General features: G+C 48.5%; 13 protein-coding genes. 4 read left to right on the plus strand and 9 right to left on the minus strand.

All coding sequences use genetic code 11. The annotated features are described in order from the left end of the window. Window positions 1–224: 224 nt before the first annotated feature. The 9 genes from arsS to KKE17_07880 form a co-directional block, all read right to left on the minus strand. Complete coding sequence (gene arsS, locus KKE17_07840; protein MBU1709897.1) at window positions 225–1,196, minus strand: arsenosugar biosynthesis radical SAM protein ArsS; 972 nt, start codon at window positions 1,194–1,196, stop codon at window positions 225–227. A 6-nt stretch (window positions 1,197–1,202) separates the two neighbouring features. Continuing rightward, entirely contained in the window at window positions 1,203–1,535 is a 333-nt protein-coding gene (locus tag KKE17_07845) for an arsenosugar biosynthesis-associated peroxidase-like protein (GenBank protein MBU1709898.1), read from the minus strand. Window positions 1,536–1,762: 227 nt separating this feature from the next. Then, the gene (gene trpA / locus KKE17_07850; protein MBU1709899.1) at window positions 1,763–2,527 is read right to left on the minus strand and encodes a tryptophan synthase subunit alpha; all 765 of its coding nucleotides are present in this window, start codon (window positions 2,525–2,527) and stop codon (window positions 1,763–1,765) included. Beyond that, window positions 2,511–3,746 (minus strand): tryptophan synthase subunit beta, encoded by a 1,236-nt coding sequence (trpB, locus tag KKE17_07855; protein MBU1709900.1) that lies wholly within the window; start codon window positions 3,744–3,746, stop codon window positions 2,511–2,513. Before trpB ends, trpA begins: the two co-directional genes overlap by 17 nt. Before the next feature lie 67 nt (window positions 3,747–3,813). Beyond that, the gene (locus tag KKE17_07860; GenBank protein ID MBU1709901.1) at window positions 3,814–5,112 is read right to left on the minus strand and encodes a cyclic nucleotide-binding domain-containing protein; all 1,299 of its coding nucleotides are present in this window, start codon (window positions 5,110–5,112) and stop codon (window positions 3,814–3,816) included. Window positions 5,113–5,298: 186 nt separating this feature from the next. Next, a complete protein-coding gene (locus tag KKE17_07865; GenBank protein ID MBU1709902.1) occupies window positions 5,299–5,868 on the minus strand; it encodes a peptidylprolyl isomerase in 570 nt (189 codons plus the stop codon). A 511-nt stretch (window positions 5,869–6,379) separates the two neighbouring features. Continuing rightward, on the minus strand, window positions 6,380–7,990 hold the full coding sequence (locus tag KKE17_07870) for a hypothetical protein (GenBank protein MBU1709903.1): 1,611 nt from the start codon (window positions 7,988–7,990) through the stop codon (window positions 6,380–6,382). A 282-nt stretch (window positions 7,991–8,272) separates the two neighbouring features. Beyond that, window positions 8,273–8,533, minus strand: coding sequence for an RNA-binding protein (locus KKE17_07875; protein MBU1709904.1), 261 nt, complete (start codon window positions 8,531–8,533; stop codon window positions 8,273–8,275). A gap of 391 nt (window positions 8,534–8,924) precedes the next feature. Then, window positions 8,925–12,605 carry a DEAD/DEAH box helicase gene (locus KKE17_07880; protein MBU1709905.1) on the minus strand — a complete coding sequence of 1,227 codons (3,681 nt, stop codon included), beginning with the start codon at window positions 12,603–12,605 and terminating at the stop codon, window positions 8,925–8,927. 581 nt (window positions 12,606–13,186) lie between these two features. Between KKE17_07880 and KKE17_07885 the strand changes: the two genes are divergently transcribed. The 4 genes from KKE17_07885 (at window position 13,187) to KKE17_07900 (ending at window position 21,624) form a co-directional block, all read left to right on the plus strand. Then, window positions 13,187–13,597 carry a secondary thiamine-phosphate synthase enzyme YjbQ gene (locus KKE17_07885; GenBank protein ID MBU1709906.1) on the plus strand — a complete coding sequence of 137 codons (411 nt, stop codon included), beginning with the start codon at window positions 13,187–13,189 and terminating at the stop codon, window positions 13,595–13,597. A gap of 62 nt (window positions 13,598–13,659) precedes the next feature. Continuing rightward, window positions 13,660–16,896 carry an exodeoxyribonuclease V subunit gamma gene (gene recC / locus KKE17_07890; protein ID MBU1709907.1) on the plus strand — a complete coding sequence of 1,079 codons (3,237 nt, stop codon included), beginning with the start codon at window positions 13,660–13,662 and terminating at the stop codon, window positions 16,894–16,896. Further along, on the plus strand, window positions 16,893–20,519 hold the full coding sequence (gene recB, locus KKE17_07895; GenBank protein ID MBU1709908.1) for an exodeoxyribonuclease V subunit beta: 3,627 nt from the start codon (window positions 16,893–16,895) through the stop codon (window positions 20,517–20,519). The genes recC and recB overlap by 4 nt, the downstream gene beginning before the upstream one ends. A gap of 13 nt (window positions 20,520–20,532) precedes the next feature. After that, window positions 20,533–21,624: a hypothetical protein gene (locus tag KKE17_07900; GenBank protein ID MBU1709909.1), complete on the plus strand. Its 1,092-nt coding sequence runs from the start codon at window positions 20,533–20,535 to the stop codon at window positions 21,622–21,624. Window positions 21,625–21,745 lie beyond the last annotated feature (121 nt).

The raw sequence follows: 21,745 nt of genomic DNA on the forward strand, positions 1-21,745 counted from the left end.
ATCAGTACCAACAATAATTCTGATAACGCTTGACAAACATAAAAAAAGAGTCAAAATAAAGAAAACGTAACTCATTAATATTAAAAAGGAAAAACAACATTTGTTACGTATAGCTGCTATTCATCCTAAAGCCCCGGGATTTAATGGGGCTTTTCCCTTTGTATTATAAACGGAAAGAGTAGGAGTTTTTTGGGAAGCCCGACCTAGGCTTCGATGGAGCCGCCTCACGTGAAGCCGGCGCCGGCGGTGCAGGCAAAGCAATGATCGCCAATGGCAATGGGAGTTCCTTCCGGAGGTGGCGCGGTAAAATCGGCAACGTGTTGTTTGGAGCCTCCCAGGAACAGGGCCGCTGCCTGGTTGAAGTCGCAGTCGTAGATGGTTCCATCCCATCCAACTGAAATCAGGCTGCGGCACATAAGTCCGTCAATGGTTTCCGGATTAAAATTGTCCCGTAGTTTTTTCATGTACTGGTCATAATTCCCGGAAGAAAGCAGCCAGCTTTTAAACCTGCCCAGTGGCATGTTGGCGAAGGTATAGAGGTTGTTAAATGTGATGTCCCATTTTCGGGCAAGATCGCGTTTGAACTGTTTCTCGGCGCTGCATTGCGAAACCGGTAGAAAGGCCCCGGAGGGGTTTGCCACCAGATTAAGCTCCAGGCCTGAACCTTCCTTTCCATAGCCATTGCGGTTTAATTTTTTAAGCATGATCAGGCAGTTAGCGAAAACACCTTTTCCTCTTTGTGAGGCGGTCTGGCCTTCATTGGTTGAGGGAAAGGATGAAATAATGGAAACCTTGAGCTTTTTCATGAGCTCAAGAAGATCGTTCCTGTCGCATTCAAACAGGGCGGTGAGATTTGACCGGAAAAGCAGTTTTCCACAAAGAGGGCGCAGGGATTCCATGAGGAAATCGATATCCGGCACCATTTCCGGAGCGCCGCCGGTTATATCGATAATTTCGTACTTAACCTTTTGGGCATGGGAGATTACCGCTTCCATGGTTTGTCGATCCATGACTTCGGTGCGCAGGGGACCGGCTTCAAGATGACAGTGGCGGCAGGCTTGATTACAAAGAAACCCGGTGTTGATCTGGAGAGTTGCGGTCTTTCCCCGTTTCAGGTTAAGACCTTGCTGGTCCAGGATCTCACCGAATGTAAGCTCAGTTGCAGTATTCTCTATACAGGCAGGTTCAAGGGGCATAATTCTTTACAGGGACATTTTATCCGCGACCTTTCTCATCTGCAGGCCGTGAACCAGGGAAGCGCCGCCGCGGATGGCGGTGACCACATGGATCGCTTCGGTCATTTCCGCAGTGTTCGATCCTTTTTCAAGACATGCTGAGGTGTAGGCGTCAATGCAGTAGGGGCATTGAATGGCATGGGCCACAGCTAAAGCGATAAGGGCCTTTTCACGTTCGGTAAGCTCACCTTCGGCAAAAACCGCTCCGTAATAATCAAAAAATTTCCGGGCAAGTTCAGGGGCATCCTTGCCGATTTCCGAAAATTTCGGAAGATCAAGCGGATCATAATAGGTATCCATATACAATTCCTCCATGAAAAGTGATACATCTGGAAAAAATCTTTCAGCCGACAAAATTGACTAATTAAATCAATAGGTTATGCGAGTGAGGGGGGAGTGAATCAGGTTCTTGGGATCTCGCCGAGCTCGCGCAGCCTGTATTCCGGCAAATGTCGGATCAAGTGTAGTTATGATATATGCTAAGAAATTTTTCCTGAAGAAGGAAATTATTTATTGATAGGTCGAATCTATCGCAGGCCGGCAATAAACGGTCCAACTGCCTCAGGTCCCTGTCCGTCAACGAGTTTAATTGTTGCGGTGCCGATAACTGCGATATCCGCCTTGCCGGTAAGCATTGCCACATCAGCTTTTGAGCTGATCCCGAAGCCAACGGCCAGGGGAAGGTCGGTTGCCTTTCTGCAGCGGGCAAGGTAGCTGTCAAAGTTGTCATCCAGTGAAGTCTTTTTTCCTGTAACCCCGCGGCGGGCAACGCAATAGATAAAACCGTCGGCATGAGTAGCCAGTTCTTTCATCCGTTGGTCGGTGCTGGTGGGCGCAAAGATCTGGATCGGCGCGATATTGTACTTCCTTGCGAACGCAAGATATTCACCGCCTTCTTCCGGGGGCAGATCCGGGACGATGAACCCGGTGATGCCGATGGCTTTTGATTTCTTGAAGAAATCTTCAACACCGTATTGAAAAAGGATGTTGTAGTAGGTCATGAACAGAAACGGGATCTGGTGTTTTGCAGTCATCTCGGCTGCAAAATCGATGCACTGGCGTATTGTTACACCGGAATCTATGGAGTCCTGGTTGGCCTTCAATATCATCGAGCCGTCGGCAACGGGTTCTGAGAATGGGATCTGCATCTCGATGAGATCCACGCCGTTTTCAACCATCTGGGCGATGACCATTCTGTTGATCTCAAAGGACGGATAGCCCAGGACAATATGGGTCATCAGCAGAATGTCCTTGTCGGCAAGTTTATTTTGTATATTATTTTTCAGCTGCATATTCCGCACCTTTATCGATGATAAACTGTTTCCAGGAAGGGTCATTCAGGGCATGGGCGATGGTGAAGATATCCTTGTCGCCGCGGCCGGACATGTTGATGATTATCGCCTCGTCGGAGAAAAGGCGGCCCGCTTCCTTGAATGCCTGCACAAAGGCATGGGCGGATTCCAGTGCCGGGATTATTCCTTCTTTTTTGATGGTCAATTGAAGCGCTTCGATTACTTCTGTGTCGGTTGCCGCCTCAAACCGGACTTTTCCTTTTTCCCATAGGTCGCTTAAAATGGGTGAAACCCCGACGTAATCGAGCCCGGCCGCCACTGAATGGGTGTCATTCATCTGGCCGTCGCTGTTTTGGAGAAACATGGTTTTGTACCCTTGAGCAACTCCGGCTGAGCCGTCTTTGCCGGCAAGTCTTGCCGCATGTTCGCCGGATTCAAGGCCGTGGCCTCCGGCCTCAACACCCACCAGTTCCACCTCATCTTCATCAAGAAAACCCTGGAAAATTCCCATGGCATTGGAGCCACCGCCCACACAGGCAAAAACCTGGGAAGGAAGCTTGCCGAATCTATCAAGGATCTGCTCGCGGGCCTCAATGCCGATTATTGATTGAAACCAGGCAACCATTTCCGGAAAAGGATGGGGGCCGCACACCGTGCCCATGACATAATGGGTGGTATCCATGGAACTCACCCAGTCTCGGAATGCTTCATTGATCGCGTCTTTCAAGGTTCTGGAGCCGGAGGTCACCGGCACCACGGTGGCGCCGAGTTTTTCCATCCAGAAAACATTGGGTCGTTGCCTTATGACATCTTCTTCGCCCATGTAAATCGTGCATTCAAAGCCGAATTTGGCAGCCATGGTGGCGCAGGCAACCCCATGCTGCCCGGCACCGGTTTCAGCGATTACCCGCTTTTTGCCCATGCGTTTGACCAAAAGCCCCTGGCCCATGACGTTATTTGCTTTATGGGCCCCGGTGTGATTGAGATCTTCCCGTTTGATAAATATCTGGGCGCCGCCAAAATGTGCCGAGAGGTTTTCAGCATGGGTGAGCGGCGTGGGTCTGCAGGAATAAGTTGACATGAGGTCCAGGTATTCCTGCCAGAACAACGGGTCGCTCTTGGCTTTCTCAAAGGCGATATTAAGTTCCTTGAATGTTTCGTAGAGAATCTCGGGAATAAACGCGCCACCCCAGTTTCCGTAATAGCCTTTCTGTGTCATGATGGATCCTTGGGAAACTGTCGGAGCAGCTCCAGGTCTAATTTGCAAGTTATCTGCTGCAGCACAATCAATAGCGAATGGCAGCCAGATCATTTACGTTGATATGGTATTCTTCCTGAAGGATTTTCATATCGAGTTGGAAAATAAGCCGCCCAATGTCTTCGTTTTCTTTTTCAAGATCAAAGGCGAGATCAACCCCCTCATTGCCACCAACCTGGTTGCGGGAAATCAGAAAAACAGTTGCACAGCGTTCCTCCTGATCTGTGGTGGATTTGAATTTCACTCCTGCATACTCCGTGTCCCGAAGGGCAAAAGGACTTGAGCCGATTTCCTTGCTGTATATGTTCACAATTCTGTTGTCTTTATCCAGGAGAAGGATGCCGGTAATGGCGAATCTCCCGGGATCATGCAATGCAAAATATTCTTCCATCAAAGCCGTGGACCGGGACCTGTCCCCCTCAATCAAAGGGTTGGATAAAAGCAGACTTAAGCCGAGATAGTCTCTGGTGATGCGGGATTGGAATCCGATCTGCTCTGCCTGGGTAGAAATGATTTCGGGCTGGTGCAGATAATTTTTCCACAATTGAAAAACAAGTGGAATTATAATCAGGAGGGCAATGGGCAATAAGAAATTGACAACTTTTTTTTGTTTCTGGGACATGGTATGGGTTTTGGTCACATCTCGGCCGATAAACAGATATCCCCTTGTGTCGTGATTGCCGTCCAAAAGAACCGTGGTGCTGATGGATACAAACTTCCAATGTTCAATGGGATGATTGATTTTAAGGATTTTTTCCTTGACGGATTTTGTCGCGGCAAGCTCTGCCATGAATTGTTTATAGACGCCCTGATTGTCATATATTTCATCAATGGATCGGCTGCGCATCTGTGTCCATGAGCGACCGTAGAGTCTTTCTGCGGCAGTATTCCACGCAAGAATTTTTTGGTTTTTGTCGGTCATGATTACCGCATCAGGCAGCTGGTCGCAGAATTCCTTGAGCCCATGCATGACATTGGTGGTTTCATTGAGTCGCCGGGCGAGCATGCTGGTGATTTTCTGGGCGATTGCCGGAAACTCTTCCAGGAAGTTGGTGACTTCTTCGCTGGGAATCCTGATTACGGTTACCGTGTCCCGGGCAACTATTGTTGCGGTTCTTTTGGAGCGCAGCAGGAAGGACATTTCACCGAGCATGGTGCCGGGCTCGGATAAATCGGAAATGCTGTTATCGCCCTTAAACACATCCAGATGACCGGAAACAAGGATATAGAGGTCCTGGGAATCATCATTCTCCCGAAAAAGATAGTCTCCGGGATTGTATGTTCTAGTGTATTTTTCAAGTTCCGGTTGGTTGAGAAATTCTTTCATTGTTGTTGGCTATAGGGTGTTTAAATGGTTTCTGGCACACAACTATTAATGGTAAATAGAGAGTTATAATCTCCGACAAGTGTTACCTATACTATCAGATAACTGGCTTATGTCGGCAAGGAAATTATATCGAAAAACTTTGCCGGGGCAAAAAAATGCCGGACCATTTAGCCCGGCATTGAGTTTTCAACAGGAACATCCCGAGCCGCAACCGCAACCTTGATCACTTTCATCTGATGAGCCGCAGTCGCAACCCTGGTCATCTTCATCTGACGATCCGCATCCGCAACCGCAACCTCCGGCCTCGGCAATAGCGGCTTTTTCTTCCTCCGAAGGCTCACGCACTTCGAGAATTTTGATGGCAAAGTGCAACTGTTTGCCGGCCATCGGGTGATTGAAATCGGCAACAACTTCTTCATCGGTGACAGATTTAATTTCAAATGATACCGGGCCGTTGGGTCCCTCGGCCTGAAACTGTCCCGGTATGAGTTCCACATCAGGGGGGAAATGACTGCGGGGTACCGTCTGGCAGAGATCTTCGCGAAATTCGCCATAACCGTCTGCAGGGCCCACTATTATGTTTGCAGACTCGCCAATGGACATACCCAGTAATTGATCTTCAAGCCCTGGAATGATCATTCCGGATCCGGTAATAAAGCTTAAGGGTTCTCCTTCCTCGGAGCGATCGATTTCCTCACCGGATTCAAGGGTAAGGCAATAATCGATAGCAACATACATATCGTTTGCAATTTTCATCAAATTCTCCTTAAAAAATTTACGTAGATGATTTCCTGGATCGATGATCGAAGAGTTAACTCACAGAAAATCGTTTAGTGTTATTGAGGGATAATAAAAAATGGCCGGAACTGCTGAACAAGATCAACGAGCATTTATCCCCGTCAGGTGAATTTTTTACAACTCAAAGGCGGAGATTATAACCGAATATTGCTCGTCTGCCACTGCGGGTTAGGACCGTGAGGGCGTAAACAAGCGAATTTGATCAGGTGAATTTCCTTAATATTCGAAGATTCCTTAGTCCGCTTGAAGCGGTACGAGGTGCTACAATATTTCGGGATTCATGGCCGTACCTCAACGTCAAATCAATCAAATACAGTAAGTATCTTTACGGTAAAGGTCAACCTTTTTGCAAAGAAGCGGCAACTTCGGTATCGAGTGAGAGGTTTTTAATGTTTTTCGGGTGGGAGCATTCAAGAATATTTCAACATAATTATCATTTGGAAAGGAACCGAGGCTCAGCCGGGTTAGGTCATAATTTCGGAAGATGCCTTCGACAGGCCGCGGCAAAATCTTCCGGGTAATGTCCGTTAATAAATCGCAATTGCGCTTCGCTCATGGCGCCCATGGATTGAGGGAGTTTCGGCAGAAAAGAATAAAGCAGGCGCTGGTCCGGATCCGTGGCATTGATTCGTTTGGGAAATTCAATAGTGGTCACCATTTTCCCGCCCATGCCGGCATAGATTCTCTGGGCGAGGAGTATCGCATGGTCCAGGGAGGCGCGGGTCCGGCTGTCCGCTTCAATAATATTACCGATCTGTTTTAAGGTCATGAGTTGCAGTTCCCACTGGGAAGTCTGCGCTTTAGGTACAAAAAGCATGACATTGTCATCTTCATGAACGATGAGACTTGCATCACTGCCGGACTTGCCATCCATCCTTTGGTTATTTTTAGTTGCCAGAATATAATTTTCAAAGAAATTTTTGCCAGTTTCAGTTTTATACGCTGTAATAAAATCGGTAACCAGATCGCCGCATCCGAAAGAAAACATGATGTCTCCATCAGGGGTCTCCACTGAATCCGGGAGCATGGCATATTGCTGATGTATCTGCTGATGGGAGGCATGAAGCCGGTAATTACTCGGGGCATAATCAAAGCCGTAATTCCATCCCCAGAGGGTTGCGGAAAAGTGTAAGGACAGGTTTTCCGGTTGTGACAGTCTTGCAATGAGTTGTTTTCTTAAACTTTCAAGTTCATCGATGGACAATGGTGATCGATGTCTATCAACGGCTATGCCGAGTTCCTGGCCAATACGCAAAAAGGTTCGCTGATAATAGAGATGCCTGAGACCCTGCATGTCTTGCAACGTCAGATTTCCGGTATGATAACGGATCGAATTGTCTGCCATGTTTGATGCATAATGGCCCCAGGGGATATAACTGTTGGCGCGGAGATATTCGAAGACATTGCTGGAATTATCCTCGCTCTGCCAGTCGCCGACAATGGGGCTTTCACCCTGTACTCCCGGCCTGAGCACCATGATTTTTTTGTAATTGTCCGGGAGATGAGGGTTATTGGCAACCACTTCAAACAGGTTATGATTTTTGTATACCGGGTAAAATGTGCCGGATTTGTTTTTCTGATAGATGAGTCCGTTTGGCGTGTCGGTTTCCGGGTCACAGGAAAATTCGCATGATAGTTCCGCAAGACAGATAAGATCCCTTGGATCTGTAGAGGTCGCTGCCAGAGCCAGCAGCAGCGGTTCGGGCAGGCTGCTCAGGGTTTTGATCAGGTTTCCCAGAGAACAATCAAGTTTCTGCAAGGATTCGGAAAAAGAAACTTCCGGCTGTGCCGGCAGTTTCATCGACGCAGGGTTCAAGGCGGCTCGGTCCGCCCATTTCTTGCCAATATAAGTGGCGCCCCTGAAAGGAAAAGGATTGGGGATTTCAATGATCTGGTCTGCCGCGTCAACGCTGATATCGGTATCTGGGAAATTTCGATTATTTATTATTGGAATGCCGTTGGAACTGGTGCCAAGGGCAGTTAAATGGTCCTGCTCTCTGAGGTTCGTTGACTTGTAGCTTGGCTGATGAATTCCGTAGATGAATTTGCCGGCAGGGGAGATGCAGGTTCGCAGCAGCATTGAAGAAACTCCTTAGGGTCTAAGCATATAAACATTGTATTTATTACTTGGAAGATAATCTTCTCAGGAAGATATCAGATCGTTTCCAGATTGCAAACTGCAATAAGATGTTTTCAATGGGTATGGGCCGACGGGATTCCTCTAAATCATGAAAAAATTCGGCTGTGAAAAAAAGAAAGGGCAGGGCAGCAAGGGGATGTATTTGGGGGAGGGGCCCCAAAGGTCAAACGCGAGAAGCGTATGACCGCTGCCTTGCCCTGGGGGAAGGGAAGCATTATATGTTTATCTGGCAATGCCGGCGGAGCGCTCCTTGGCAACGTCTACACGGAGGTTGCGACCGCCGAAACGCGTATTGTTGAGAGCTTCCTTGGCGCTTACGGCGCTGGTGTCATCCATTTCGATGAAACCGAAGCCTCTTGGCCTGCCGGTTTCTCTTTCCTTGATTAATTTTACGGAATGAACTTTTCCGTGATTTTCGAATGCCTGACGAATTTCATGCTCAGATACGTTATAAGGGAAATTGCCCACATAGAGAGTTTTCATATCATCCTCCTTTGAGATAAGCAGAACTGAAATGGACTTTGTGAAATTGTTATTCTAAAAAACACTCGAGTTGATAATTAGCCATTAATCGCTTGAATTTCCCAAGTTGTTTCAGGTAGTTAGTCGATTTTTGGAACGTCTTTCATCTTGAACTATAAATTAGCATAGAAGAATAAAAAAAGAATAATCAAGTAAAAAATTATTATTTTTTTAATTTTTTGTCTGGAGCTGCCTTGCGATCATGTGGAGTTCTAGTGTTTGAATGGCTGTCGGGGAGAAGAAAATAATTCAGCTGATTTTTCCATGTGAGAGGAGATGGGTAGAAGAAATTCTGAAGGTTGGTTATGGCGTTAATGCATGGATGACTGCCTGACGATCGGTATCCAGGATCTTATTCGTCCCAGGAAAGCAGTTCAATAAGCTCTTCGCGGTTCAGTCTTTTTATAATGCCTGCATCATCTTCACGGATGAGTTCCTTGGCCATATTCCTTTTTTTCTCAATTAATACGTTAATTTTTTCTTCAAGGGTTCCGGCGGTAACGAGTTTGAAAACCTGGACCACATGTTTCTGGCCCATCCTGTGCACCCGGGAAGTTGCCTGGTCCTCTCTTGCGGCATTCCACCAGCGGTCATAGTGAATGACCGCCTGGGCGGCAGTGAGGTCAACACCCACACCCCCGGCCAGAAGGCTTGCGGAGAAAACCAGGCTTGATGGATCGGTGTTGAATTTGTTGATCATTTTTTTTCTTTCGTGGAGCGTCATACTTCCTCTGAGACCGCAGAAGGGGATCCCGGTATCGGTGAGATGCTGTTCAATTATATCGAGCATTTTGGTGTAATGACTGAACACCACAACCTTCATTGAGTTAGCGAGACATTCATCAAGAAGTTCTACGAAAACATCCCATTTGCCGCTGGAATATTTTTTATGATCGGTGCAGCCACCAACCAGGCAGGGATGGTCACAGATCTGCTTGAGGTAATTGATAATCGCAAGGAGTTTCATGTACGAGTGATTGTTGCTTCCGTTGTTGCCGGACATCGTATCCAGGTGCGTGAAGCCTCGCCCGGCAATAGCTTCGCGATATAAGCGGACCTGATCATCACTTAAGCGGCAGGTGCGGATATCTTCGATTACTTCGGGCAGTTCGGTGAGAACCTGGTCCTTGGTTCTTCTGAGAAGAAAGGGGCGGATCAGATTTCTAAGGGTTTCACGTTTGGCCTTGTCTTGATGCTCTTCTATGGGGGCGGCGAATTGATGCTTAAAAGATGCGTCACTGCCGAGGAAACCCGGAAGGCAGATATTAAACAGGGCTTTTAAATCATGAACGGAGTTTTCAAGGGGCGTGCCGGTAAGGCCGATTATGACTTTGCCGGAAAGCTGCACCGCAGCGCTGTAGATGTCGGATTTACGGTTTTTTGCCTGTTGAATTTCGTCAAAAATCACGGCTTCGAAGGGGATGTCCGCCAACTCCTTCACATCTCTTCGAGTGATGCCGTAGGTGGTAATCAGAATGCTGTGGCCATTGGCTTTTTCAAGGTCGCGGTTACTTCCATGATGCACATGCCAGTCCAGTTGGGGATAATATTTTTGAATTTTCTCGACCCAGTGGGAAACAACTGATGCCGGACAGATGACCAGGAAGCGTTTTTTTTCTCCGGAAGCTTCAATGACTGCCTGAAAGAAACCCAGTGCCTGGTGGGTTTTGCCAAGCCCCATGTCATCGGCGAGAATGCCGCCCAATCTATGCTGGTAAAGCTGATACAACCAGGCGATGCCGTTTTTCTGGTAGCTTCGCAGATGAGGGGACAGGCCGGGAATGTTCTGGTGGTCCTGCCAAGTGGAAACATTCAATAGTTTCAGGAGGTCGGCCTTGCTTTGGGAGTCCCTGGTGTTAATTTGTAAATCAGGGATGAAGGCCGAAAGTTTAAGCAGTTCCTGCCTTGAGAGGCGGACGCCTTGGGTGTTTGAATCCAGGTCGTTGAAAAGCCGATCACTTCCCAGGTTATGAAACCATTCCAGAGAACTATCGTTGAGTTGCAGCCATTCCTTATTGCTTGGGATGAATTCATGGCCCTGAGACCTGGCGAGCAATAAATCATACAGGGATATTTTTTTGTTTCCAAGACCATAATTGCCGGAAAGATAGCACCAGCCGTCATCCATGGAGTATGAATTGAACTCGAGATGATCAGGTGATTTCTGGAGTTTCATCTCATGGATTTCTGTGGCAACGTCGTTATATCCATTAAGGAGCGCTTCCTGGTGGTTCGTGATATAGGCCGGTATGTCGCATAAAGGGATCTGGGTATCATCAATATTGCTCTGGCCGGGATTATGCTCTTTTTTCTGTTCCCTGACCGGAAGGAATTCGTTTTCATCCATGAGATAGTATCTCCCGTACCGGACATCTTCGAGATCTTTCCGTACCAGGACTTCACCGGAATCAAGCTGGAGACAGGGAGTTATGGTGAGCAGCGAGTTTTCATCATTAAGCCTGACTTTGGAAAACGCCTTGGCGGGCGGGAGTTTAGTTGCTATGCCGAGCTCGGCCATGCTGTCGATCAGCTCAGGAGTTTTGACTCGTGGAATAATCATTTCAAATGTTGTATTCCCCGAGGTTTTATCAATGGACAGCAGAGAGAACAGACCAGTGTCAGGAGAGCGTACCAGTTGAAGATTTTTTGGGGAAATCTTCATGTAAAACTGCCTTGTAAGCCACTGCCAGAAGCTTTCATCTTTTTGTTGGCCGATTGTCTTCTGATTCTGGTCGTTGAGTTCCGCTTCGGTCTTCGAGCGGACCAGGGAAGTTATAAAGGAATAGAGCGTGCTGATTTGAGTATGCTCAGTAAAGGCTTTCGGGATATTCAGAAAAGTAATTTTTCCTTGAAAAATCGACAGCGCCTCAATGAGCGATTCATTGTCCAGTTGCCATGAAGCCGGGGTGTCACCGCTTTTATGGGTGATCTTCATGTTCCAATGCGTTTTTGACGGCTGAATAGTGATTTCAATATCATGAGCCAGACCGAAAAGGTCGTAGAGGATCTGTCCTGCCCGGTACCAGGGACTGGATGGATACCTGAGGGGGAAAGGTTTAAGGCTCCTGTCCGCTTCGCCCAGGGAATTAAGCATGGCGATGGACAGGGCGGCTACGTGGTGGCAAAGACCGATATTATGAATATTGGCGCCGCAGAAATCGCATAACGAATGACTGATTCTGAACCCCTGCTGGATGTGCTCGGCTTCTTCGAAAAGGACAATCGCTCTACCGGTAATGTCATGGGTGAACAGGCCGGCACCGCCGTTCCTGTAAAACATCAGGTGGGTCAAGCGGTGGTCGTTTATCAATTCCGCCCCGGCTGTGAGTTTTTCTTCAGAAAACCAGGGTGAGAGCAGTTTTTTAGTGCGTATGTCAATCCTCGGAAGGGCTGATGGCGGCGGATAAACATCCAGGGAGATCTTCTCCTGTTCCGCCTCAGGCTCATTTATGATGAATAAATAGTCAAAGACATATACCAGCAGACGCTGGATGCTGGTAAGGTCGATCTTGCCTTTTTCAGCAAGATTGTTGAGTTCGAGGTCCAAAATCTCGCCGATGGAATTCACCCCGGATTTGCAAACCGCTTCGTGCATGACCGCCGGGAAAAGAATCTCTCTGATTGATGCTGATGAAACATAGCTGGAAAGGGTGAACGGCCTGCCGTAAAGAATGCGAAGGAAATGAGCGATGGTTTTGTTTTTTTCCGAACTGATCCAACTGTTTAAAGAAGAACGGTCAAAGGGCGGATGGCCCAGAAGGGAACAGCTGGCCTGAAGTACTGTTTTTTCAAGAGCTTCAACCCCTTTTCTTCTGGAGGAAAGTCTACCTGCCAGAGCGGCGCGGAAGGCTTCCCTTACAGTACGGTATCCGAATTTTTTGAGCTGTTGTTTGTCGGAATCAGGTATAGGCAGAGAATTGATTGAAGAATCAAGAATTTTCTTTCTCGGTTTTCCCTTTACCGGCGGAAGGTCAAAAGGGATGCCCCTTTTGAAAAGGTCCTGGCCGGAGAATGTGTTTCCAGTAATAATCATTGGCAAGAAATGGGTAAATGGCCTTTTTAAAAAGTTTTAAAAGATTTTTTTTAAAAAAACTTCGAGAATAATGAAACTCTACTTGTAAGAAATGCCTGCAACAGTCAATATTCCTGCGAACTCAAATTCGGAAGAACGCAACATCAGATATTACTTCTACTTACTGATCGTCGCAATAACTTTAGCCCGAAAAGATTCATGAACATTACCGGTAAGTGTCATAACATATTAAATTATCGTTGCTATTTGTTGTTGAGATGGCCTTGATCGAAAGTGCAATGTGAGGTTTCGTGAAATTGTATTTTGTTTCTCCGAAATTGTTCACGAATATGCGTCACGAACGGACTGAATCGCTTTCGAAGTCTGCGCTTATCTGTCATTCAGTTTTTTCGCGGGTCAAAGTACAGGGAACATCCTTTCCCTTAGATCTCCAGCCATCTCGTAGCGTGAATTGTTTCGGGTAGGAATTATATTAATGCCGGCGCCGGTTCTGGGGCTGGATTAATGTCGGAAATCGTGGTAATGACGTAGTAATTGGTGGACGGATAAATGTTTCGAAAATAACCGAAAAGGTTGCTGGCATGCGGGAAATAATTCATACATCAACGTGCCGCCGCGAAGAGCTTGTGGATATAACGGAGCAGGTGCAAAACGTCGTCGCAGAAAGCGGGGTGGAGAACGGTATTGTAACGCTCTATGCTCAGGGCGCAACCGCTGCGATCATGATTCAGGAAAACTGGGATGACAGCGTGCAGACCGATGTGATTCAATGTCTGCGGAGACTGGTGCCGCAGGGAGTGTGGCTCCATGACCAACAGGACGGAAACGGTGACGCCCACATTAAAGCCGGGCTCATCGGACCCTCGGAAACTATTCCGGTGATTGACGGCGTCCTTGGGCTTTCCCGCTGGCAGAATATTTTTCTTTGCGATTTTGACGGGCCGCGGGATAACCGGAAAATTGTCTGTACGGTTATTAATGATGGTAAGTAACCATAATTTCCCTTAATAAAAGCTCCTGTAAAGATATTTAAAATAATTGTTGAAAACCTAAAGTGGTCGAATTTGTTATTAATCCTCTCTCAAAAATATCCTCCATGGCGTTGATTCTGCACTCGGGCAACCGTCTGGAAACCCTGTCGGAAAAACTTGCGGATCTGCTCCGGGCCTCGCCTTTGCCGCCGATGGAACCGGAAACCATTGTCGTCCAGAGCAGGGGGATGGCGCGCTGGATTGCCATGTCCCTGGCCCAACATCTCGGCGCCTGGGCCAATGCCTGCTGCCCGTTCCCAAATACCTTTATTTCGGAAATGTACCGGAAAATCCTCCCCGATCAGCCCGCATCATCGGTTAAGGAAAGTCGTGAAATAATGATCTGGGTGATTATGGGGTTGCTGGAAAATCTTGGCAACAAACCAATTTTTCAGCCGCTGAACAATTATATTTCGGAAGGGGGCGGGATTAAACGGTTTCAATTGGCCGTGCAGCTTGCTGATCAATACGACCAGTATATGATCTACCGGCCGGATTTTATTCTGCAATGGGAAGCAGGCGCTGGCGACAGCTGGCAGGCTCAATTGTGGCGCGAGATCGCCGCCCGGACCGCCAAAGATCACCGGGCCAGCCAGCTCCACTCCTGTCTTAATATCCTGAGGAGCAAGCAGCTTCCCGCCAACGCCCTTCCCCGGCGGGTTGTGGTCTTCGGGATTTCATCCATGCCGCCTTACCATCTCAAGGTTTTTGAGGCGCTTTCCGCGTATACGCAGGTGCATTTCTTTTTATTGAATCCCTGCAGGGAGTATTGGGCGGATGTTCTTTCAGAGAAGGAAAGAGGGCGTTTGCGGAAATTGCACGGTAAAACCGATGATCAATTGTTTCTGGAAAAAGGCAACCCGCTGCTTTCTTCCATGGGACGCCTGGGCAGAGATTTATTTACCCTGATCCATGAGTATGATTGCCTTGAAGAGGATTGTTTTACCGATCCCGGGAATAATCGCAGACTTTTTCAATTGCAGAGCGATATATTGAATCTTTGTCGGATGCCCCCCGGAGCTGATTTTCAGGATGATGACTCCATTATAATCAATTCCTGTCACAGCCCCATGCGTGAAGTAGAAATACTCCAGGACCATCTTCTGCATCTGTTCCAAAAATATCCGGACCTGTTGCCCAGGGACATCATCGTCATGGCCCCTGATCTTGAGAAATACGGGCTTCTGGTGCAGGCGGTTTTTGATACGGCAAAGGACGATCCTCTTCGCATACCCTATACAATTGCTGACCGGAGTTTTTTGAAAAACGGCGGAATAACCGAAACATTTTTTGCGATGCTGGCTCTTGCCGGCGGTCGGTTCGGGGTCTCGCAGGTCTTACCTTTACTGGACTGCGCCGCGGTCCGCCGCAAATTCAAGTTGAACAATGATGATATCGAATCAATCGAGACCTGGGTTGCGGAGGTGAAGATCAGATGGGGCCTTGATGAAGAGTCCCGGCGCTCGCGCGGTTTGCCGGGTTTCAAGGAAAATACCTGGGAAGCGGGTCTGGACCGTTTACTCCTGGGCTATGCGTTTTCCGGCGGCGATAAACAGTTATTTGCAGGGATTTTGCCCTATGAATATATGGAAGGGACCGCGTCATCGGTGCTTGGACGGTTCATGGACTTGTTCCAGAAGCTTGTTGAACTTGATGCATATGTGAAAAAATCGCATAACCTTGCCCAGTGGTCGCGGGTTCTCGCGGCGCTCCTTGAAGAATGTTTTGAGCCAGGGGAAGGAGAAGAAAGTGAAATTCTTCTGGTCCGGGGGGCGTTTGAACATATGCGGTTTACCGGTGCAGAGGCGGATTTTTCAGAGGAGGTCGACCGACAGGTCGTTGATGGGTATCTCAAGCGGGTCCTGGGGGAAGACCGCAGCGGTTCCGGGTTTTTATCCGGCGCCGTGACTTTCTGCGCATTGCTTCCCATGCGGGCGGTTCCTGCCAAAATCATCTGTCTGCTTGGCATGAATGATGGAGATTTTCCAAGGATTTCCAGAAAAATGAGTTTTGACCTGATGGCCCAAAGTCCTCTGCCGGGGGACAGGTCGGTGCGTTTTGACGATAAATATCTTTTTCTTGAGTCCATATTGTCGGCCAGAAAGCAGCTCTATATCAGTTATGTCGGCCAGTCCGCTCAAAACGGGCGCAGGCGGCCACCCTCGGTGCTGGTTACTGAATTGATCGACTATTTTGAAGATGAAGCGGCTGGCGGCAAGGATTCTTGCCCAGAGATGATCACCGAACATCGGCTCCAGGCCTTTGACCCGGAATATTATCGACAAAATGGCCGTTTGCGGAGTTTTTCCCCGGAGAATTATCAGGCAGCCCTGGCCGCGGTGGGTGATAAATTTGCTGCTGTTTCCCTGGTTGAAGAATCCCTCAAAGAGTCTTCAGAAAGCAGAGAGCTGGCAATTGAGCAGTTGAAGGGTTTTTTTGTTCATCCGGCACGATTCTTCTGCCAGAACCGGCTGGGGATCTATCTGCCCGGCAGGGAGGACATGACCGATGATATTGAGCCCTTTGACCTGGCCGGACTTGATCGCTATATAATTTCAGAGGAACTCCTGGAAAGGTATATACAGGACAAAGGGCAGGGTTTTTTTGAAAGCGCCAGGGCTTCAGGCGTCCTGCCGCCCGGCGCAGTCGGCCAGGTTGCTTATCATGAAATGCAGCGCCAGGTGAATTCCCTCTATCAGAATCTGGGAAAACATTTATCTGAATCAATGTCGCCTCTTACTATTAATCTTGAATTGGGCGGTTTTACTATCACCGGGGTGCTTTCCGGAATCACCGCTTCCGGGCTTGTCCGGTTCCGCAGCGCCAGGATATCGGCAAAAGACATGATCAAGGCCTGGATTGATCATCTGCTGCTGAATTTTCTGCAACCCCAGGGGGTTGCTTGTCAAACCCTTATTGTTGGTACTGACGGGATGCTTGCCTTCAGTCCCCTGGCCGATCCTGAACGAATTTTACAGGAGCTTCTTAATCTTTATCTGGATGGACTGCGCCGGCCGGTGCATTTCTTCCCCCAGACCTCCCAGGAATATGCTAAGCGAATTTCTGAAGGAAAAGAAATATCCGCAGCACTGGAAGCAGCCCAGGGCAAATGGCTCGGCACTTATTATCCCGGCGAAGGAACGGATCAGTATTACGGCTTATGTTTTAAGGATAAAAATCCACTTGACCGGCAGTTCATGGATCTTGCAGAACAGATTTTCGAGCCCCTTCTTGCCTCAATGGAGAATTTCCTGCCATGAAGCATTTTGATATCTGGGCCACGCCCCTGGATGGCATACGACTCATCGATGCAAGTGCCGGAACCGGCAAAACCTATACTATTGCGGCCCTGGTTCTCCGTCTGTTGCTTGAAAAACGGCTGCGGATTTCTGAAATTCTGGTGGTGACTTATACCGAGGCGGCCACCGAAGATCTCAAGGCAAGAATCCGTGAAAAAATCCGTGACGCCCAACGGGTGTTTCAAGGGGGGGAGACTGATGAGGCGTTTCTGAGGGATTTATCCGGCCGCCAGGAAGATATGGACGCCGGTCTTGAGGTGCTTGCCGAGGCGCTTCGGGATTATGACGAGGCCTCGATTTTCACCATCCATGGATTCTGCCAGAGAATGCTCATGGATAATGCCCTTGAGGCCTGCACCTTTTTTGACAGTGAGTTGCTCTCGGACACCCGCGGACTCCTGGAAGAGATTGCCGGTGATTTTTTCAGAGAGCATTTTTATCAGGCCGGCATCCTCTTTGTCGAATACGGCCGGAAGTTTTTTAATACGGCGACAGTGCTCAAATACATCGGCCAGAGTCATTCGCGCCCTGATCTGGAAATTATCCCGGCATTTGCCGAGGTAGACCCGCATGAAATTACTCTGGCAGAGCAGGAATTTTCCCAGTTATTTTCGGCGGCAGTGGAATCGTGGCACCAGGCACGGGATCATATCTACAGCATTTTAATGAATGATCCGGGGTTGAGCTTAAGCAAATATAAAAAATCAAACATTGAACCTTGGCTTGCGGCAATGGACGGAATGTTGACGATGCCAACCCCCACTGTGGATTTTTTCGATAAATTTGAAAAATTCACTACCGGCCATATTGAGGCCTCCGTCAAAAAAGGGCATGTTCCACCAGTTCATCCGTTTTTCGATGTATGTGAGAATCTGGGTCAGGCCAGAAGCCGGCTCCTTGATCTTTATGATAAACGCGTGAAGCATCTGAGAAGGAAAGTAATTGAGTTTATAAGACGCGAATTGCTGGTGAGAAAACGTCAGGAGAGTCTTTACTCTTTTGATGATTTACTGAGTGAACTCTCCAGGGCCTTGGCCGGGCCGTCAGGGAAATCAATAGCCGACAACATCCGGAAAAAATTCCCTGCCGCGATGATTGATGAATTTCAGGACACTGATCCGGTGCAATACGAAATTTTCCGCAATATTTATGGAGCAGAAGGCCTTCTCTACCTGATTGGCGATCCCAAGCAGGCTATCTACAGTTTTCGCGGTGCAGATATTTTCACCTATATGGAGGCATCCCAAAAAGCCGGCAGCCGCGCGACTCTTGTAACCAACTGGCGGTCGGTTCCGGAGTTGATCACGGCGGTGAACACCATATTCACCAGGCCGCAAACGCCTTTTGCCTTCAGTGCTATTATCGCCTCGGCGGTGCGCCCGCCGGTGGAAGTCAGGCAGGCAAAGTTGTTGATCGACGGCCGGGATGAAAGCCCGTTTCAGCTGTGGATTGTCCGCCGGGAGCAGGATCCGGAGAATAAAAGTACAAAGCTGATTGCCAAAGAACGCGCCCGGAAAAGGATTTTGAATGCCGTTGTCCATGAAATAATCCGGCTGCTTACCCTTGGACATGAGCAGCGCGCGATGATCGGCAACACACCCCTTAAGGCAAGTGATATTGCCGTGCTGGTCAGGACCAATTCTGAAGCGTGCCTGACCCAGCAGGCCCTGGCCGGATGCGGAGTAGTCAGTGTGTTGCATTCCAATGCCAGTGTTTTCTTGTCTCCGGAAGCAGGGGAAATGCAGCGTCTGCTGCTGGCGGTGGCAGATCCCGGCAATGAACGGAAACTGAAAAGCGCCCTGGTGACCGATGCCCTTGGTCTTAAAGGGGCGGACCTTGATGAAATCGATGAAAACCGCTGGCTGGATAGAATAGCCTCTTTCCGCGGGTACCATGATCAGTGGCTGCGTAATGGTTTTATCGGCATGTTCCGGGCGTTCATGGCAAAAGAATCGGTACGAAGCCGGCTCATTGCCTGTAAGGATGGCGAGCGGCGATTGACCAATATGCTGCATCTTGCTGAAATCCTCCATAAACAGGAAACCGAGCGGCATCTCGGCATGGCCGGGCTTCTCAAGTTTCTCAATGAAAAAATCAATTCGCCGCAGGCCGATGAAGAAGAGTATCAGCTCAGGTTGGAAAGCGACCGGGACTGTGTACGAATTGTCACGATCCACAAGGCAAAAGGCCTTGAATATCCGGTGGTGTTCTGTCCTTTTTCCTGGGGTGGTGTAAGAAGCGGCAAACCGGGAACGGACAAACCGGTGGTATTCCATGATCCGCAGAACAGCAATGCCCTGATAATGGATATCGGCTCGGAAAATATTGAACAGCATAAAGAGCTTGCGTTGCTGGAAGAAATTTCCGAAGACATTCGTCTGCTGTATGTGGCGTTGACCAGAGCCAGCTGCCGTTGTTATATGGTCTGGGGAGCGCTGAGCGGCGGAGAATATTCAGCCCCGGCCTATCTGTTCCATCAGGTGAAGGCTGCAACACCTTCCCGGATGATGGAAGATACTGCCAATCGGTTCAAGTCTCTTGCCGATGAGGAGTTGATCGCCGATATCGCGGCCCTTGAGCAGGCTTCAGGAAACACCGTGGTCAGCACCAGGTTGCCTTCTGGAAAACCGGGACAGCTATCATTGATCCAACCCCATGAGACGCGCCTTGAGTTCAAGGCCTTTGACGGGGTTATTTCCAGAAATTTTCGCATTGCAAGTTTTTCTTCCCTGGTCCAGGAGCACGGCGGAGCTGACATTCTGGACTATGACAGTATCCACAAGGCGTCCAGGGATTCTGAGACTACGCCCGGCGCTGTTGCTCCGGAGTCGGCCGCCATATTCTCTTTCCCGCAAGGGGCAGGACCTGGAACCTTCATGCATGATTTGCTGGAGCATTATGATTTCACCTGCGAAGACCGGCAGGTCCTCAGAAAACTGGTGCGCGACAAGCTTCAACTCCATGGGTACGCGGTATCCTGGGAAGAGGCGATTGTCGCAATGGTGGATAATGTGATAATGACCCCCTTGCTTGCCGATGATCCCGAATGTCGACTCTCACAGGTATCCGGACCAGCAAGGCTGAACGAAATGGAGTTTTATTTCCCGCAGGTGTCGGTAAGCGCAGGTGCGATCAAAGCAATTATCAACCGGGGCGGAAAGAGGAGTTCCGGAGTTGAGGACAACCAGGTGTCTCATGGTTTTGGGGCAAAGACCCTTGAGGGGTTTATGAAAGGATTTGTGGATCTGGTGTTTCAGCGAAACGGCAGATTCTACATCGTTGACTGGAAATCCAACCATCTCGGCAACAGGGTGGAGGATTATTCCCAGGATCGTCTCCGGAAAATAATCCGGGACCGGTCATATGATCTGCAATATCATATTTATACCGTGGCCTTGCACAGGTATCTTGGAAGCAGGCTGGCTGATTATGAGTATCTGAAACATTTTGGCGGGGTGTTTTATATTTTCCTGCGCGGCGTTGACAAAAGCCGCGGGCCCGGTTTTGGTATTTTTCACGATCGGCCGGAGCAGGAACTGGTTCTTGAGCTGAGTAATATATTTGCCGGTCATTGCCGGCAGTGAGTTGGGGGCAGGCATGTTAAAGGATTGTGTACATATGACCGGTGGTGATACGGTTACCTGTGTTTTTACTGAAATCATGAAAAACATAGATACCGGCATTATCATCCTTGATCTTGAAAAGGAAGAAGTATTTTTCAGGAATATTCATGCGGTGAAGATTTTCCAGCATGTGGATGCGGCATCGAGCTATGAAGATTATTACAAGTTGCTGCGAAACGAGATTGAGGAGCTGAAACAGCCAGGAGTGACGCGCAGCACCAGAACCAAGAAACACAGCGGTCATAGAATACTCGGCTACAGTGTCTATCGTCTGGCCCAGAATTGGAAATATGTTTTTGTTTTCATCCGGGATATCACCGACCAGCATCGTTTGGAGGCTATTGACGAAGCTTCGGAAATCATGAATAATATCGGCTACCTGTTTTCCGGTATACGCCATGAAATCGGCAATCCTTTGAATTCAATCAAAACGGCGCTCACCGTAGTTCAGAACAATATCCACAAGTATTCCCCGGAAGAATTTGAAGTCTATTTCAAGAGGATTTTCGGTGAGGTCGCAAAAATTGAAATCCTTTTGAAGTCGCTGAAAAATTTCAATATGTTTGAAAAACCGGAGATGAAGACTGTGGATCTGGCACAGTTTTTTGAAGATTTATTCCAGCTCATCGGTGTTGATCTGAAGAGTAAGGATATCGGGATCATTGTCAATTTTCCGGAAAACGCCCGGGTGGTAAGTGTTGATCCACGGGCATTGCAGCATGTTATGATGAACTTGATTGCCAATGCAACCGATGCCATGGAAGGCAAGGAAGGCGCAACTCTGGTCATCGAGACTTTCGCTGATGATACAGTGGTGCAATTATATGTTAAAGACAATGGCTGCGGGATGACCCCGGAACTTCTGCAGAATGTTTTTAAACCCTTCTATACAACTAAGATTCACGGCACCGGCCTGGGGTTGGCTATTTCCAAAAAGATGATGACCCAGATGAACTGCGGCATTGATATTTTAAGTTCCCACGGAGAGGGCACCATCGTCACCCTCACCCTGCCTGTGAGCGCCAGGGAATCTCAGGAGTTGAGGCCCGGCAATTTGGCCCCTTGAGGGCTAGAGGTGATGTTGCGAGGGACATTTTAGTCTTCAAAAAAGATTTGAGAATTTCTGGGTGATACTCAAGGGGCGTAAAAAAAGCTGTCGCAACAGGTCCATCGCACAAAATTAACAA

It is taken from the genome of Pseudomonadota bacterium, from assembly GCA_018823135.1.
Taxonomy (GTDB): domain Bacteria; phylum Desulfobacterota; class Desulfobulbia; order Desulfobulbales; family CALZHT01; genus JAHJJF01.

Coding starts and splice junctions, on each gene's coding strand:
- arsS (MBU1709897.1), bottom strand. CDS start 1,196: ATGCCCCTTGAACCTGCCTGTATAGAGAATACTGCAACTGAGCTTACA.
- KKE17_07845 (MBU1709898.1), bottom strand. CDS start 1,535: ATGGATACCTATTATGATCCGCTTGATCTTCCGAAATTTTCGGAAATC.
- trpA (MBU1709899.1), bottom strand. CDS start 2,527: ATGCAGCTGAAAAATAATATACAAAATAAACTTGCCGACAAGGACATT.
- trpB (MBU1709900.1), bottom strand. CDS start 3,746: ATGACACAGAAAGGCTATTACGGAAACTGGGGTGGCGCGTTTATTCCC.
- KKE17_07860 (MBU1709901.1), bottom strand. CDS start 5,112: ATGAAAGAATTTCTCAACCAACCGGAACTTGAAAAATACACTAGAACA.
- KKE17_07865 (MBU1709902.1), bottom strand. CDS start 5,868: ATGAAAATTGCAAACGATATGTATGTTGCTATCGATTATTGCCTTACC.
- KKE17_07870 (MBU1709903.1), bottom strand. CDS start 7,990: ATGCTGCTGCGAACCTGCATCTCCCCTGCCGGCAAATTCATCTACGGA.
- KKE17_07875 (MBU1709904.1), bottom strand. CDS start 8,533: ATGAAAACTCTCTATGTGGGCAATTTCCCTTATAACGTATCTGAGCAT.
- KKE17_07880 (MBU1709905.1), bottom strand. CDS start 12,605: ATGATTATTACTGGAAACACATTCTCCGGCCAGGACCTTTTCAAAAGG.
- KKE17_07885 (MBU1709906.1), top strand. CDS start 13,187: ATGCGGGAAATAATTCATACATCAACGTGCCGCCGCGAAGAGCTTGTG.
- recB (MBU1709908.1), top strand. CDS start 16,893: ATGAAGCATTTTGATATCTGGGCCACGCCCCTGGATGGCATACGACTC.
- KKE17_07900 (MBU1709909.1), top strand. CDS start 20,533: ATGTTAAAGGATTGTGTACATATGACCGGTGGTGATACGGTTACCTGT.